This is a genomic window from Mesorhizobium sp. C089B (assembly GCF_030323125.1).
GTDB lineage: Bacteria > Pseudomonadota > Alphaproteobacteria > Rhizobiales > Rhizobiaceae > Mesorhizobium.
In genome coordinates, this window is record NZ_CP100469.1 from 5,449,557 (window position 1) to 5,462,290 (window position 12,734).

Below are 12,734 nucleotides of genomic sequence, written 5' to 3' on the forward strand. Positions count from 1 at the left end.
TTTGTGAAAGCAGACGACGAACGGCGCATCCATGAGATTTTTGAAGTCAGCGTCTGGCTCAAGGGTGCGCACGCCCTGATTGAATGCCTTGGCGGGATCCTGCTTTATCTCGTTACCACAGACACAATTGCCTCTTGGGTCAATGCCTTCACACAAGAGGAATTGAGCGAAGATCCGAAGGATTTCATAGCTGGCTATCTGTCGCAGATGGCAAGCCATTTTTCCGTCGCCAGTAAGGAGTTCTACGCCTTCTACCTGCTCTCCCACGGCCTGATAAAGCTGCTCTTGGTCGTCGGCCTTTTGCGGGGCAAGTTGTGGTCATATCCGGCCTCGCTCGTCGCACTGGGCGCATTCATGGTCTACCAAGTCTACCGCTATTCCTATACCCACTCTCCGGGCCTGCTCGTCCTGACCGTCTTCGATGCGGTCGTCATGGTTCTGATCTGGCACGAATGGAGCGTGATGCGGCAGCACAAGCCCGCATAGCGACCGAATTACCCGCCTCGGCTCCGTTCAATCCGCTGGACCGCAGACCAGCACAGAATGGCCCAGGCGGAACCGACGCACCAACCTGCAAGAATGTCGGTGGGGTAGTGGACGCCGAGATAGACCCGGCTCAACCCGACTATGACCGTCAGAAACACCGCGAGCGAGACGAAATACGCTTTGACGCGGGGATCGGGGTTCGCCTTGGCCAGCAATGCTCCAAGGGTCAGGAAAGTGACGGCGGAAAGCATGGCGTGTCCGCTAGGAAAGCTTGCTGTAAAGACCCTTGTGGCGTGTATGAGGTCGGGCCTTGGGCGATCGAATGCGATCTTCAGGAGGGTGCTGATGGCCTCTCCGCCAGCCACGGCGGCCGCAACAAGCACAGCGTAGCTCCGCTTTCCCGCAATCAGTAAATAGCCTACTGCGGCGACCGACACGAAGCACAGGAAAGCGAAGCTGCCAAGAGATGTAACGTCGCGCCCCATTTCCTCCAGCCAAGGTGGGCCGATCGGGTTTGTGGGTCACCGGCGCTGCGGAAAGCCATAAGCACCGCCCGATCGAAACCCGTTGTGTCGCCCTCAATGACTTCCTCCGCAAGGACGCCAAAGGCGAAGACAAGGCCCCCGGCCACAAGCAGCGCTAGGATGGGCCACATACCATCCCTGCGAAAGCCTTGGAGAACGCCGCCGGAGCTGGAAGGTACCTTGGTTTCCATGTGGCCTCGTCACTTGTAATCGGCGCCGCAGTAGGCGCGGACCTCGCTGGCTTCGATGATGATTTGGGTTCGGTAGCCGTCTAGCTTGGTCTCATGGGTCCAGCCATCGCCGAGCGGCGGACTATCGACAAGCTTTGGTTTCATCGGCGAGATGAACGCTAAACGCATGAACTGACTCACGGGACCGCGATTCAATCAGAATTGGCTAAAATGGTTCCGAAACTGCTATCGCATGGTCGGCTGAGGGAAACTCATCCGGTGGATCTTTTTCGCTTCAGGAGAACTATCAGCAGCACGGTGCGCATTGCCTCATGCTGGCGGCTGTCATTTTCCACCGTCCAGTCGTCAGGGGGATTGTGCCACGGGAAGTCTGAATCGCGCAAAGCCTCGCGAAACGTCTCCGGGTCAATCCCGACAGCGTTCGCCATCTCTGCGGCGGTAGTTATTCCGGCCATGCCACCTCCCGCTGCTACGCGATAGGCAGATAGGGCGATTGTTGACAGGCTTCAAATACAACCCGCTGACCACTTCCTGGCTCCAAAACTGTATGATTCCGACCAGCTTTTCTTTATTGAAAGCCCGCTTTTGCCGGCGCTATAAAGCTCGACGTTGCCATCGCTTTTTGTAGGGAGGCTGTGATGGATAACGTGGTGCCTTTCCGACGCAAGGCCGTGCCTTGCGTCGAAGTGACAGAAACCTGCGGCGAATGGTTCGTTCGCGTGGTTGAGAATGACCAGGAAATTACCCGCTCATTCGAGCTTGAATCGTTCGCGCTGTCCTTTGCGGAGGGCCAGCGGATACGCCTGCATCTCGACAAGATTGTTCGTCTGTAGACCCTACCCAGTCAGCCGTAGGGAATGGCCGGTGCAGTTGGGCTTGCTTGTGGGGCTTAACCGCACCGGCCACTGCGGGAAGATATGAGGCCCCCCGCGCTGCCTAAGATATAGGCGTGTTAGCAACCGAGCAAATTATCTCGCAATGCCATCTTGAAGGCTCAACCGCGAAGCCAACTTAATTCCGGAGAACGGACGGAATTGGTGAACGCGATGTCGAACCTTGGTAACCGTGAGCATCTTTGGGCTTTGGACCTTGCCGACCTGCGCAAGGAGTTTGGAAAGTTCGCTCAAGAGCACGGGACGACGCCTCTTGAGTGGGACGAGCACACCAAGCTGTTCCTTGAAGAACGAAGGGAACCCCGCCGGGAACCGGACACTACCAGGCAGTAGGGGATTCACTCAGACCGTCAACGACGAGATGGAGCCGAGGTCGACCAAGCCGCCGTCGAGCGCCCTGACAAATAGCCATTTAGCCGTATGAATCCGTACGGTCGTTTTTGATTGGAGAAAGGGTTCGGCGGGCCTATAAAGATGGCGTTTACCATTGCCTTATTGGGAGGATGCGATGGTTGCAACGCCTAAAGATATCGCTCAAGCGTCCACTGCGACTGCGGCCACCTTGCTGATGTGGCAGATGTCCATGGCGGAACCCGCTACATTTCGCCGTGAAATGGATCAGTCGCGCCGGGCCATCCGAGCCTCTCGCGAACTGCTGGAGCGCCTCCGTCAACGTCATCGCAACGACATGGCGCAAAGTTGGGAAGATGCCAATCCGGCTACCGTTGCCGTCTCCACGCTCCAAGCCGACGTTCTCCGCTCAGCATTCCGATGTCTAGTCAGGGAAACCGGAGCGCCTCAGTGTCAATGGCGGGAACTGGCTACGAGCTTGGTGCGCGATTTCACCGGGTGCGAACGGATCGAGGCTGCGTTGGTGGATTGGATCGTCGGCAAGTAGCCGCAGCCCCCAGCGGCCCAGCAGCCTTAGGGGTTTGGGAAAAGCAGCAGCAGGATCAGCAGAGCCTGCGCGACGAGACAAAACGATAGATAAATCGACAGGATGATCATGCCCGGATCACCAAGGTGACGAGGTGCAACCATGTTCTCGGTTTCGGGCATCTCAACGATCGGCCAGAAGCATCTAGGCTCCAACGTGTTATCATTATCTGGAGCCACCTGGCGCCGGCGCGGTTCTGCGGTATCGGTGGCAAGCAGAGGATGGTCCACTAGGCTTGCCTCCGCCCATTTTGCAACCGTCGGTATTTCATTTTCACGGTGGGATCCTCAGCAACGGCCGCCCAAACTTTGAACGCCACATTAGGTTCCGCTAAATATTGAAAACTTCGCCTTCGCGCTGTTCGCGGGCATTCACGCAGCGGATCGCGGGAGCAGATTGGCGCTAGGTTCAAAGCCTTGGCGGTACGGAACTACCAAGCAGAAGTTCCGAGCTGCGTGGTTTGGTAGCCGTTTTAAGTGGCCCGGCACCGTAGCGGGGCTCCGCCAAGAACGCGCCGGGCCTGGCCGGCTGGGAAATAGGCACATGCGGCCGACTACCAAGTTATATACGTTCATGCTAATATGAAGGCCCCACACCTTAATGAACTTAAGCAAAGGTGGAGCATGGTCGACGAGCCGGTGAGAACCTACGTTGTGAGCGTCGTTGAAGCGGAGCACTGGCGCACTGTGCTGACCACGAAAGACAAGGCCAAGGCCCTGGCTTGGGCGAGAGAGATCGGCGACAAGGTGAGGGTCGACGAGATCACCCCGCAGGTTGATGGCCTTTCTGGAAAAGGTCTGGGGCCGGCGCCCTCCATTTAAAACTGAACAAACCAGAAGGGCACCGAGTGGCGGCTCTATTACTAGGGGGACGGCGGTTTCATCATCACGCGCAATTGCATCTGGTCAATTGTTGCGACGATTGCAGCCGCCAGTGCTTCCGCCTCATCCATGAGCCCCGGCCCATAGAGACCGTTCACCGCTTCCTCGCTGGGCAGCACGCCGGGCGGGCAGTGATCCTCGATTGTGCGCCGGATGAGCGTCAGCGCTGCCCGGCATTCGTCGGCTTCGATCTTCATAATCATTGAAACATGCATTTGAGCTAAAATGTTCCGGAACCGAGTTCGGGCTCGCGGCTTGAATCTCCGGGTGTGGGTCAGTGCATGCGTTTGAAGTTCATCGAGCCTTTGATGCCGACCTTGGTGGAGAAGCCTCCCGAGGGCGATGGATGGACTCACGAGGTGAAGTTTGACGGCTACCGTTCCCAGATGGTCATCGATGAGGACGGCACGCGGATCTACACCCGTCGCGGGCTCGACTGGACAACCAAATACCGCGACATAGTGGCCGCAAGCGCAGAGCTCGGCGCCGAGAGCGCAATCATAGACGGAGAAATCATCGTCCTGAACGAAGCCGGCCTTTCCGACTTCGCTGCGCTGCGCAAGGCGATCACGCGGCGGCAGCACGACCTCTATTTCGTTGCCTTTGATCTCCTTCACCTAAACGGCCACGATCTGCGCGACATGGCCCTGGAGGAACGGCGTGAGATCCTTGAAAGCATGATCCCTGCCGACATCCGCATCCAATTCAGCCAGGCGCTGCCCGGTGATGCAAAAGCCATATTCCACCTGATCGATGAAGCCGGGCCTTGAGGGCATGGTATCGAAGCGCCGTGACAGCAAATACCGCAGCGGCCGGTCGACAGCCTGGCTGAAGATCAAGAGCTACATGGTGGAGGAATACGAACTGCTCGGCGTCGAGCGGGAACCCGGCAAGGCAGCCTTTGCGCTGATGGCAGATCGGAAAACGGGGCAGTATGTCGGCTCAGCGTTCATCAACTCCAGCCGGGCAATCCGCGAACGGCTATGGAAGCGCGTCCAGGAGCACGCTGGGCCGGCGCCGAAGGGCATGAAGCGGCCGGCGACACAGTGGGTTAAGTCCGGCATCATCGGCCGCGTGAAGCACTTGCGTGGTGAGGAAGATTTGCGGCATGCTTCTCTGCAGGATTTTCGAGAGGACGACACAGATGGCCGTGCCTAAGACCATTTGGACTTAGGTCTGATTCCTTCGCGTAAATGGCCAAGCCGCGAAACATTTCTCCTTCTACTTTGTTGCATTGGCCGTGCCGCTGAGGAGAACATGCACAGTGCCTCTATCAAATGAACTGCGCGACGTACCTATAGAATTCCAATGCCCCTGCTGTTCGTGCCCAATGGTGAGAAGGGGATCCTGGCTGAAAACGATTGCCGGTTTCAAATGCGATAGCTGCAGGTCCAGAGTGCGGCTCGGCTACGAAGAGAAGCTGGCCATATTCGACCGGCACCTTAGAAAGGTGAGCGCCAGCACAAAGTCAGTGAACAACCGCCCTTGTTAGCGGCCGCTTTAGAGATCGGGTGCAGAGGGTACACGGGCCTTTCCCCTTTATCCTTTTTCTCCCGGCGGCGCCACTGTCTATTATCGGCGGCGAGGCCGCTACCACCTTCTGAGCGGGCTAGCGATGGAGTGCCTTCGACGGTGAAGACGATTCCGGCATCCTCAAAGGCTTTGCGGATGGCGGCGAGGTTGTGGGGACGCGGTTTCCTGAATTCGTTCTCAAGATCGCTGATCACCATCTCGCTAAGATTGGCCTTGGCGGCAAGTCGCACACGCGACCAGTTCAGTAGGGCTCGTGCTGCTTTAGATTGATCTGCGGAGGGTACGGTTCGGCTGTCCATACCAGTCGAACATTAAGTATCGCTAAAATGTTCCTCTAGACCTCCTGCGATTTCTCTAACGGCGTGAGGCCGGCCTCTCGGGTAATGCGGAGGGGTTTTCCAATAACTTTGCGGAACGCTGATCTGCACGCCGCAACGTCTTCTTTTGCGGCTTGGTCTTCTCAACCAGATCTGGCCTTTTCGCTATCAAGTAGTCAGCTCTGTTCGTTCGATAGTCTTCTTTGTGGATGGACATTGCTACGATCTCCATTGTGGAGATCAACGCGGCTGGAAGCCGACACGTTCCCAAAAATCGCTTGTTCAAGGCCGAGCCGAACGGTGCACGGATGCCAAAAACGCGAAAAGGGCGCGGTTCATGACGGCGCCCTTTATTTGAAAAGGTTCAACTGTGGTATCCTACGAGTCTTGCCGACCATACCAGTCGTCGACGTCTCGCCGCACGCGATCCTTCTCAATGCCGTAGCGTTCCTGGATCGTACCTTCGAGCTGATCGCGGTTGCCGGCTATGCGGTCGAGATCATCATCGGTGAGCTTGCCCCATTGCTCTTTGACCTTACCCTTGAATTGCTTCCAATTTCCTTCGACGCGGTTCCAGTCCATGATGGCGGATCTCCTTTCGTTGTCCCCTCGAATAACGGTCGTAGTGGCCGTCAGGTTCCGCTGCAGGTAAGCGCGCCTGCTGGTGATTTAGCAATGGAACCTGATGCCCATCGACCGCTTGTGTGCGCCGGCCTTTTCCGTTTTGGGAACACAGCGGGCCTGTCGCCGTTGGGTGCAATGGAACAGCTTCGCAAGGAAATGCAGGTGCTCGCCGATCCGGGCATCTGGGTCGCGTTGGCGGCATTGCTGATCCCTTATGCGATCGGTGTCGCACTGCTTCTGCGGGTAGCCGGTTGACCGACCTGCCAGCTCTCGCGTCAAGATGAGCGGATTCCAATAGAAGGCGCCTTAACCTGGCGGCTGGGGGTCTTCGCGTTCGGCCATCTGTTCCAAGAGCTTCCTTGACGCAGCCAGGACGCGGCGTGTCTCGTCGATGGTCGTACGTAGGGAGTTGAGTTCGCCGACCGCCCGGCGTTGGTTCCGGCGAGCGCTATCGAGGTATGAATCGTCAGGCTTCCAACGGTCTGTCATCGGAATGTGCAGCCCGCGTCACCTCACACGTGACTTTCACCTCAAACAGCGAAATGCTGGTGCCGTCATGAACTTGGAAGGCGACTTGGCGGAATGTGCCGCCCGGCACCTGGTCTTTCACGATTTCAAACAGTGCCCTTGCCGCCTCATCTTCAGCCGCGTCCAGACTTGCAAGCTCGGTGCCTTCGGTGTCCGGGTAAGGGGTTCCGTTGTCGGTTAGATCGAAGAAGAAGCGGGCCATGGTGCCCTAACAGCGAAGCTTTGAAAAGGTTTCCTCGATCCCGAATCACAGCGGCCAGGTGACGGCCACGGCGCACAAGTGCATTATGAAGCGGCCGGCGCCGCAATGGGAGCATTGCCTGATCAGCGCCGGCCGGGCGGAAAAATCAGGTCCGCCGCAACTCAATCGATAGCTGATTCTTGACGTTGCGTCAGGTGGGGTTCGGACTACGCCTTCTTCGCCCGTTTCACCGGCGCCTTAACCTCAGCCTTCCGACCTAGACCAGACGCCTTCGCAAGGGCCGATCGCTTCGCGGCGTAGTTCGGCGCGACCATGGGGTAATCGCGAGACAAGCCCCACTTCTCACGGTATTCGTCGGGTGTCATGCCAAGTAGGCCAAGGTGGCGTTTCATAGACTGGAATTTCCGGCCGTCTTCCAGGCTGATGATGTAATCCGGGAATACAGACTTTTTTGGATTTGCTGCAGGCACAAGCTCTTTCGCAGCCGGTGCGATCTGGCTGCTCAAAGCTGACAGTGAAGCATGCACAGATGCAATCAGGTCGGGCAAGTTGGCAACCGGTAGTGGGTTCTTGGCTACGTATGCGGAAACGACGTCCGCTGTAAGTTCCGCCAGTTTGACAGCATGGTTGTCTTCGTCAGTCATATGATGGCCCCTTGTCTTTGAGACCTCTCTAATGAACCAACTGTACGTGCGCAAGCTCACATGTGCCTGCGGTGAAGTTGCCACATTCCACGCTTGGAACCGTATGAAATAGCGATATTGATGCGCTTATAGGTATCGCTCGCCCTCGTCGCGGTGCTTCAGGCAGAACCAGTGCGATAGCTGCCTCGGTCGGGCAAAGCCGAAGCCTCCATCCTTGCCGCAGCCGAGATGCTCGCACGCATGATTGTCAACGCGTCGTCGATCGCGCGCAATCGCCGTCATCCCTTCGGCAAGTCGGCTCGGTTCGTCGCTCATAACGGGTTGATCGGCCCGACCAGGCCGGGATGGTCGTTGGGCAACTTGTTGACGGCGCTCGTGTTCACCTCACGCCCAACGCGATTGAACTGCAGCTGACCATCGATGTCGTGGCTTATGTCCTTGAGGCTGTCCTTGGGCGTCGCCGGGTCCAGCCAGGCGTCATAGTATGCCTGGTCGAGAATGAGAGGCTGTCGATCATGCAATTGCTTCATCGGGTCTGCGGCAGGCTCCGTGATGATGGTGCAACTGGTTATGTCGAGATTGGAATTGTAAGCCCAAAGGCCGGCGAACGAGAAAGGCGCGTGGCCTGGCTGGTAGATTTGCCAAGGATCCTTCTTGCCGTCGGCTGGCGATATCGTCCACTCATAGAAGCCATCGGCAGGGATCAGACATCGCTTTGACCTGAAGGCATCGCGGAAGGCGGGCGCCGTATCGATGCCCTCAATCCTCGCATTGAACATCGCCGCCTTGGGCATCTCCTTCGCCCAGAAAGGAACCAGCCACCAGCGCCCTTCGCGGAGCTTATGATTGCCATCCTCACCGGCAGTGACGAACGGCACATCCTGTGTCGGCGCAATGTTGTAGCGCGGCTCGTCGTTGCGGCCTGTCTCCGCAGGCGCCGTCAGTCTGTAGAGCCGGTGAATTTCCGACCACGACAGATATTTGGTGTAGCGTCCGCACATGGCTCTGCCTCAGTTGCGCAGGAGTTCAGGCACGCTGAGCGGGCCAAGGTCGAGAATTCTCCTATACTCGACGCTGCGGCGCCAGACGCCGCGGATTTTGCCCTTTTCGCGATTCCGCTTCGCGCCCCCAGGCGACGTAACTTATCCGGCGCGGTCCAGCGTAACATTTGGGCACGACACCGCCCGTTGTGACATGATGGGGCCAAGCCTAAACCTCGGTGTACAATGGCGATAAGCTGATACCTATGTTCGGCCTTACGCGAACGTCCGCTATGCGCGCGTCATGTCGGCCATAATGGAACTTCGCCTCTGTCCGGGAGCAGTTAGAGCAGAACAATGCAGTAGGGGCGTCTGCGCAGGTCATCGCCCTTAACGGCTTCTGACTGACTGGTTGAGAAGCGCGAGCAATCAAGGCGCTACCACCGTGCCACCGACCGTCTGTATTTTCTTTAGATCTCGGATAGGTTTTGCCGGTATTTGTCGGGAAAAGGAGCCGAAGTGATGACCGACATCTGGCATTCACTCCTCGCCAACCTTGCCCTGGTCTCCATTCTCGTGGTCGCCTGGGACCTTGTGGCGGATTTCACCGGGCGTTTCTCGCGGCGGATGCAGTCGCTGCTTCTCGGCTTGGTCATGTGCGTTGGCGCGGTCATCTCCATGGCGACGGCCCTGTCCGTCTCCGGCTTCGTCGTCGATCTGCGCGCCGCCTTCATTGCTGCGGCCGCGTTCTTCGGCGGATGGCCGGCAATGCTCATCGCCACGGCCGGCTCCATTGCCTATCGCGCCCATCTGGGCGGGCAGGGTGCAGGTGCTGGTGTCATGGGTATCCTCATTACCGCAAGTGTCGGCATCGCGTGGCACCACATCGTCGCGGCCCGATCGCGCACCATGTACGACATATTCGGTCTTAGCGTAACGGTCGCTCTCGCCGGGCTTATCACGCTCTTGGTCATCCCAGCGCAAGCCCTTACCGGTCTTGTGCAGCAGAGCACGTTCCCGGCCCTCGTGTTCCGCTTCCTAAGCACAATCATCATCGGCGTCCTGCTCGACCGACAGCAGCGCCGGCGGGAGCTCTTGATGTCCAACATGACCTACCGGGCCATGGTTCGCGAACTGCCGGATTGCCTGAATATAAAGGATGTCGACGGCCGCTTCATCGCCGCCAACCCGCCACCGCCGAAATGGTTCGCGCCGCTTCGGTCGACGATCTGATCGGCAAGACGGATTTCGATTTCTACCCCAAGGATGTAGCCGAGCGCTTCCGGCAGGATGAGATGGGCGCGCTGGAGGCCGGGCAGACGTTGCGGATCGACCAGCCAGCGCTTTTCCCGGACGGCCGGGAAGGTTGGCTTTACACGCTCAAGGCCCCCTTCCGCGACGAGTCGGGCAACATCGTTGGCGTCATCACCTACAATCGCGACATCACCGAGCAGAAGCGCACCGCCCAGCTCAAGAACGATTTCATTTCCACGGTCAGCCACGAATTGCGCACCCCGTTGACCTCCATCCGCGGCTCGCTTGGCCTGATCGCGGCCGGTGTTGCCGGCGAACTGCCGCCGAAGGCCGCCAATCTCGTCAACATCGCCCACACCAATAGCGAAAGGCTGGTTCTCCTCATCAACGACATTCTGGATATCGAGAAGATCGAATCGGGCGTGATCACCTTTAAGATCAAGCAGATGCCTGTCCGTCAGGTGCTAGAGCAGGCCATTGCCGCCAGCTCCAACTACATGGCTGACAGCCGGACCAAGATCGTTCTCATCGACGATGCCCCGCGCGCTGAGGCCAACATCGATCCGGATCGCCTGCATCAGGTGATGGCGAACCTTCTGTCGAACGCGATCAAGTTCTCGCATGCTGATGGCACCGTCACGGTGAAATTCCAGCGTCGTGACGGCGACATGCTGCGTATTTCCGTCATAGACCAGGGCACTGGCATTCCGGAGGCTTTCCGCGGCCGTATATTCGGAAAATTCGAGCAGGCGGACGCTTCCAGCACCCGTAAGATAGGCGGCACCGGCCTGGGGTTGAGCATCGTCAAGGCCATTACCGAAAAACTAGGCGGAGCCGTTTCCTTCGAAACCGAGGAAGGCAAGGGAACCTCGTTCCACGTCGACCTTGCAGAAGGACGCAGGCACCACCCAAGGCCGTATCCGCCACCGCACCTGACGCGGAAGCCCGATGGCCGCCTACGGGTTCTGATCTGTGAAGACGAATCCGACGTCGCCGCCGTGATTGCGGCACTCTTGGATGCGGAGGGCTTTTCCAGCGACATCGCACCCGATATCGCCACGGCAACGGCGCTTCTGAGGTCCCGTGAATACGTGGCCTTGACCCTCGACATCAAGCTGGCGGGGGAATCCGGCATCAAGCTCTTCCACGACATTAGGGCATCGCCCGTCAACTCCGACATTGCGGTCATCGTCATCTCCGCCGTTGCCGATGAGGCCAGGGGATCGCTGAACGGCAGCGCCGTTGGTATTGTTGACTGGCTGGAAAAGCCGGTGGATTCGAAGCGGCTTCATGCCGCCCTTGCCAAGATCCTTGCAGGCAGGACCGAGCAGAGGCCCAAGATTCTGCATGTCGAGGACGACGAGGGCGTGCTTGCAGTGATGTCGGAGGGGTTGGGTTCGGGTGTCTCGATCACTTCTGCGAAGACGCTCAAGGACGCCCGGGAGGCGATCGCGCAGCATGGCTTCGATCTGGTGATCCTGGATATTGCACTCCCCGACGGGTCGGGGTTGGACCTGCTGGCCGATCTGCCTCTCGAGACTGGAGTCATCGTGTTTTCGGCGGCGGAGCTAGACCAGAAACTGGGCGATCGCGTGCAGGCCATCATGACCAAGACCAGGGCGTCGGAAATCGATGTGGCAAAGCTGGTCAGGAGCATGTTGGTTTCGTCCCGCACCCTACCTGTCGCGCACGCCAAGGAGTGACGCTCATGCCCACAAGGATTCTCTATGTGGACGACGAGGACGATATCCGCGAAATCGCCCAGATGTCGCTGGAACTCGAGCCGGAGTTCGAGGTGCTGTCCTGCCCGTCCGGCGTGCAGGCGCTCGCCGATGCCGCCGAATGGCGACCCGACCTTATTCTGCTCGACGTAATGATGCCGGACATGGACGGACCAGAGACGCTGCGGCGCCTGGCCGAGTCTGGGGCGACGGCTTCGATACCCGTGGTGTTCATCACCGCGCGCACCCAGACGCATGAGGTCGAACGCTATCTGGCGATGGGGGCGGTAGGGGTTATCGCCAAGCCGTTCGACCCGCTGGCGCTTGCCGGTGAAGTCAAAAGATTGCTTCGACCGCGCGCCTGAGCCGACCTTTGGCTCGGGCACCGAGCGCAGCGTGGCAGCAGACTGAGCGACGCCGTTCACGGCTCCTATACCATGTCTCCTTATTCATCTACTGATTGTGCCGAGGTGCAGGCGTAGCGAATCAGGTGGTCTATAATCGCCTGGCATCGGCGGACGTCGATGAGAGTTGAGAACTGTTTCTCTGCATGAGCCACGTTGGCGGATGTGGTTCATGGATTGATCACTCCGGGGGGCGACGGAACCGGAGCAAGGCGGTTGAACGGAGCGAAGGCAAGAGTTCTGATTTGCGATGACGATCCTCTCTTGATCGAACTGATGGAATTCAGGCTCAGGGCAAAGGGATACGAGGTCATTAAAGCAGTAGACGGGGCGGAAGCGCTCTTGAAAGCGGAGCATGAGGCGCCCGATATCATCGTGCTCGACGCGATGATGCCCAAGGCCGACGGACTGGAGGTTCTTGCCCGCATAAAGAGCGACCCGGCTTTGTCGGAAATCCCGGTGGTTATGCTGACCGCCCGCAAGGGCGAAAAAGACATCGTCTCGGCCCTTGAGAAGGGGGCCGACGACTACCTTGTGAAACCCTTCATTCCCGAGGAACTCCTGGCCCGGCTTGCGCGTCTATTGGCGCGGAAGAGCGGGAAGCGCTGATGAGGC

Annotated in this window: 19 protein-coding genes and 1 pseudogene; 10 read left to right on the forward strand and 10 right to left on the reverse strand. The window is 58.5% G+C overall.

From position 1 onward, the window contains the following. Positions 1 to 3: 3 nt before the first annotated feature. On the forward strand, positions 4 to 486 hold the full coding sequence (locus NLY44_RS26740) for a DUF2127 domain-containing protein (RefSeq protein WP_031356324.1): 483 nt from the start codon (positions 4 to 6) through the stop codon (positions 484 to 486). Between the two features lie 8 nt (positions 487 to 494). On the opposite strand, the gene NLY44_RS26745 is transcribed toward NLY44_RS26740, so the two are convergent. The 3 genes from NLY44_RS26745 to NLY44_RS26755 all read right to left on the reverse strand — a co-directional run bounded on the left by NLY44_RS26745 (position 495) and on the right by NLY44_RS26755 (position 1,656). Further along, a complete protein-coding gene (locus tag NLY44_RS26745; RefSeq protein ID WP_353654448.1) occupies positions 495 to 971 on the reverse strand; it encodes a phosphatase PAP2 family protein in 477 nt (158 codons plus the stop codon). Positions 972 to 1,210: 239 nt separating this feature from the next. Beyond that, positions 1,211 to 1,369 (reverse strand): DNA ligase-like domain-containing protein, encoded by a 159-nt coding sequence (locus NLY44_RS26750; RefSeq protein WP_023807102.1) that lies wholly within the window; start codon positions 1,367 to 1,369, stop codon positions 1,211 to 1,213. Positions 1,370 to 1,452: 83 nt separating this feature from the next. Next, positions 1,453 to 1,656: a hypothetical protein gene (locus NLY44_RS26755; RefSeq protein ID WP_023807101.1), complete on the reverse strand. Its 204-nt coding sequence runs from the start codon at positions 1,654 to 1,656 to the stop codon at positions 1,453 to 1,455. A gap of 183 nt (positions 1,657 to 1,839) precedes the next feature. Between NLY44_RS26755 and NLY44_RS26760 the strand changes: the two genes are divergently transcribed. Then, on the forward strand, positions 1,840 to 2,034 hold the full coding sequence (locus tag NLY44_RS26760; protein WP_023807100.1) for a hypothetical protein: 195 nt from the start codon (positions 1,840 to 1,842) through the stop codon (positions 2,032 to 2,034). Positions 2,035 to 2,602: 568 nt separating this feature from the next. Next, the gene (locus NLY44_RS26765; protein ID WP_023807098.1) at positions 2,603 to 2,992 is read left to right on the forward strand and encodes a nucleoside/nucleotide kinase family protein; all 390 of its coding nucleotides are present in this window, start codon (positions 2,603 to 2,605) and stop codon (positions 2,990 to 2,992) included. A 26-nt stretch (positions 2,993 to 3,018) separates the two neighbouring features. Here NLY44_RS26765 and NLY44_RS26770 read toward each other — a convergent pair whose 3' ends face one another. Next, entirely contained in the window at positions 3,019 to 3,261 is a 243-nt protein-coding gene (locus NLY44_RS26770) for a hypothetical protein (RefSeq protein ID WP_286455886.1), read from the reverse strand. Positions 3,262 to 3,654: 393 nt separating this feature from the next. Between NLY44_RS26770 and NLY44_RS26775 the strand changes: the two genes are divergently transcribed. Then, complete coding sequence (locus NLY44_RS26775; protein ID WP_023716349.1) at positions 3,655 to 3,852, forward strand: hypothetical protein; 198 nt, start codon at positions 3,655 to 3,657, stop codon at positions 3,850 to 3,852. Positions 3,853 to 3,893: 41 nt separating this feature from the next. Here NLY44_RS26775 and NLY44_RS26780 read toward each other — a convergent pair whose 3' ends face one another. Continuing rightward, a complete protein-coding gene (locus NLY44_RS26780; RefSeq protein ID WP_023807095.1) occupies positions 3,894 to 4,109 on the reverse strand; it encodes a hypothetical protein in 216 nt (71 codons plus the stop codon). Positions 4,110 to 4,193: 84 nt separating this feature from the next. Between NLY44_RS26780 and NLY44_RS26785 the strand changes: the two are divergent. Next, positions 4,194 to 5,070: pseudogene (locus NLY44_RS26785) on the forward strand (ATP-dependent DNA ligase). Positions 5,071 to 5,354: 284 nt separating this feature from the next. Here the strand turns inward: NLY44_RS26785 and NLY44_RS26790 are convergent. Continuing rightward, the gene (locus tag NLY44_RS26790) at positions 5,355 to 5,744 is read right to left on the reverse strand and encodes a helix-turn-helix domain-containing protein (protein ID WP_286455890.1); all 390 of its coding nucleotides are present in this window, start codon (positions 5,742 to 5,744) and stop codon (positions 5,355 to 5,357) included. A 396-nt stretch (positions 5,745 to 6,140) separates the two neighbouring features. Continuing rightward, a complete protein-coding gene (locus NLY44_RS26795; protein ID WP_023673385.1) occupies positions 6,141 to 6,344 on the reverse strand; it encodes a CsbD family protein in 204 nt (67 codons plus the stop codon). A 93-nt stretch (positions 6,345 to 6,437) separates the two neighbouring features. On the opposite strand from NLY44_RS26795, the gene NLY44_RS26800 reads away from it, so the two are divergent. Continuing rightward, positions 6,438 to 6,641 (forward strand): hypothetical protein, encoded by a 204-nt coding sequence (locus tag NLY44_RS26800; RefSeq protein ID WP_155922487.1) that lies wholly within the window; start codon positions 6,438 to 6,440, stop codon positions 6,639 to 6,641. Between the two features lie 211 nt (positions 6,642 to 6,852). Here NLY44_RS26800 and NLY44_RS26805 read toward each other — a convergent pair whose 3' ends face one another. The 3 genes from NLY44_RS26805 to NLY44_RS26815 all read right to left on the reverse strand — a co-directional run bounded on the left by NLY44_RS26805 (position 6,853) and on the right by NLY44_RS26815 (position 8,761). Then, a complete protein-coding gene (locus NLY44_RS26805) occupies positions 6,853 to 7,116 on the reverse strand; it encodes a DUF6894 family protein (protein ID WP_023807090.1) in 264 nt (87 codons plus the stop codon). A 206-nt stretch (positions 7,117 to 7,322) separates the two neighbouring features. After that, positions 7,323 to 7,760 carry a Ros/MucR family transcriptional regulator gene (locus tag NLY44_RS26810; RefSeq protein ID WP_023807089.1) on the reverse strand — a complete coding sequence of 146 codons (438 nt, stop codon included), beginning with the start codon at positions 7,758 to 7,760 and terminating at the stop codon, positions 7,323 to 7,325. A 311-nt stretch (positions 7,761 to 8,071) separates the two neighbouring features. Beyond that, complete coding sequence (locus tag NLY44_RS26815; protein WP_023807088.1) at positions 8,072 to 8,761, reverse strand: SOS response-associated peptidase; 690 nt, start codon at positions 8,759 to 8,761, stop codon at positions 8,072 to 8,074. A gap of 501 nt (positions 8,762 to 9,262) precedes the next feature. On the opposite strand from NLY44_RS26815, the gene NLY44_RS26820 reads away from it, so the two are divergent. The 4 genes from NLY44_RS26820 to NLY44_RS26835 all read left to right on the forward strand — a co-directional run bounded on the left by NLY44_RS26820 (position 9,263) and on the right by NLY44_RS26835 (position 12,728). Further along, positions 9,263 to 9,973, forward strand: coding sequence for a LytS/YhcK type 5TM receptor domain-containing protein (locus tag NLY44_RS26820; RefSeq protein ID WP_286455895.1), 711 nt, complete (start codon positions 9,263 to 9,265; stop codon positions 9,971 to 9,973). Next, positions 9,943 to 11,697 (forward strand): ATP-binding protein, encoded by a 1,755-nt coding sequence (locus tag NLY44_RS26825; RefSeq protein WP_286455897.1) that lies wholly within the window; start codon positions 9,943 to 9,945, stop codon positions 11,695 to 11,697. Before NLY44_RS26820 ends, NLY44_RS26825 begins: the two co-directional genes overlap by 31 nt. 5 nt (positions 11,698 to 11,702) lie before the next feature. Then, positions 11,703 to 12,080: a response regulator gene (locus tag NLY44_RS26830; RefSeq protein WP_286455898.1), complete on the forward strand. Its 378-nt coding sequence runs from the start codon at positions 11,703 to 11,705 to the stop codon at positions 12,078 to 12,080. Between the two features lie 255 nt (positions 12,081 to 12,335). Beyond that, a complete protein-coding gene (locus NLY44_RS26835) occupies positions 12,336 to 12,728 on the forward strand; it encodes a response regulator transcription factor (protein WP_023713663.1) in 393 nt (130 codons plus the stop codon). Positions 12,729 to 12,734: the final 6 nt, after the last annotated feature.

Excerpts from the sequence above, each read along its gene's own strand:
- NLY44_RS26800 (WP_155922487.1), top strand. The coding sequence starts at position 6,438 with ATGGAACCTGATGCCCATCGACCGCTTGTGTGCGCCGGCCTTTTCCGT.
- NLY44_RS26825 (WP_286455897.1), top strand. The coding sequence starts at position 9,943 with ATGGTTCGCGCCGCTTCGGTCGACGATCTGATCGGCAAGACGGATTTC.
- NLY44_RS26775 (WP_023716349.1), top strand. The coding sequence starts at position 3,655 with ATGGTCGACGAGCCGGTGAGAACCTACGTTGTGAGCGTCGTTGAAGCG.
- NLY44_RS26745 (WP_353654448.1), bottom strand. The coding sequence starts at position 971 with ATGGGGCGCGACGTTACATCTCTTGGCAGCTTCGCTTTCCTGTGCTTC.
- NLY44_RS26780 (WP_023807095.1), bottom strand. The coding sequence starts at position 4,109 with ATGAAGATCGAAGCCGACGAATGCCGGGCAGCGCTGACGCTCATCCGG.
- NLY44_RS26795 (WP_023673385.1), bottom strand. The coding sequence starts at position 6,344 with ATGGACTGGAACCGCGTCGAAGGAAATTGGAAGCAATTCAAGGGTAAG.
- NLY44_RS26815 (WP_023807088.1), bottom strand. The coding sequence starts at position 8,761 with ATGTGCGGACGCTACACCAAATATCTGTCGTGGTCGGAAATTCACCGG.
- NLY44_RS26760 (WP_023807100.1), top strand. The coding sequence starts at position 1,840 with ATGGATAACGTGGTGCCTTTCCGACGCAAGGCCGTGCCTTGCGTCGAA.
- NLY44_RS26755 (WP_023807101.1), bottom strand. The coding sequence starts at position 1,656 with ATGGCCGGAATAACTACCGCCGCAGAGATGGCGAACGCTGTCGGGATT.
- NLY44_RS26805 (WP_023807090.1), bottom strand. The coding sequence starts at position 7,116 with ATGGCCCGCTTCTTCTTCGATCTAACCGACAACGGAACCCCTTACCCG.
- NLY44_RS26765 (WP_023807098.1), top strand. The coding sequence starts at position 2,603 with ATGGTTGCAACGCCTAAAGATATCGCTCAAGCGTCCACTGCGACTGCG.
- NLY44_RS26830 (WP_286455898.1), top strand. The coding sequence starts at position 11,703 with ATGCCCACAAGGATTCTCTATGTGGACGACGAGGACGATATCCGCGAA.
- NLY44_RS26790 (WP_286455890.1), bottom strand. The coding sequence starts at position 5,744 with ATGGACAGCCGAACCGTACCCTCCGCAGATCAATCTAAAGCAGCACGA.
- NLY44_RS26750 (WP_023807102.1), bottom strand. The coding sequence starts at position 1,369 with ATGCGTTTAGCGTTCATCTCGCCGATGAAACCAAAGCTTGTCGATAGT.
- NLY44_RS26820 (WP_286455895.1), top strand. The coding sequence starts at position 9,263 with ATGACCGACATCTGGCATTCACTCCTCGCCAACCTTGCCCTGGTCTCC.
- NLY44_RS26810 (WP_023807089.1), bottom strand. The coding sequence starts at position 7,760 with ATGACTGACGAAGACAACCATGCTGTCAAACTGGCGGAACTTACAGCG.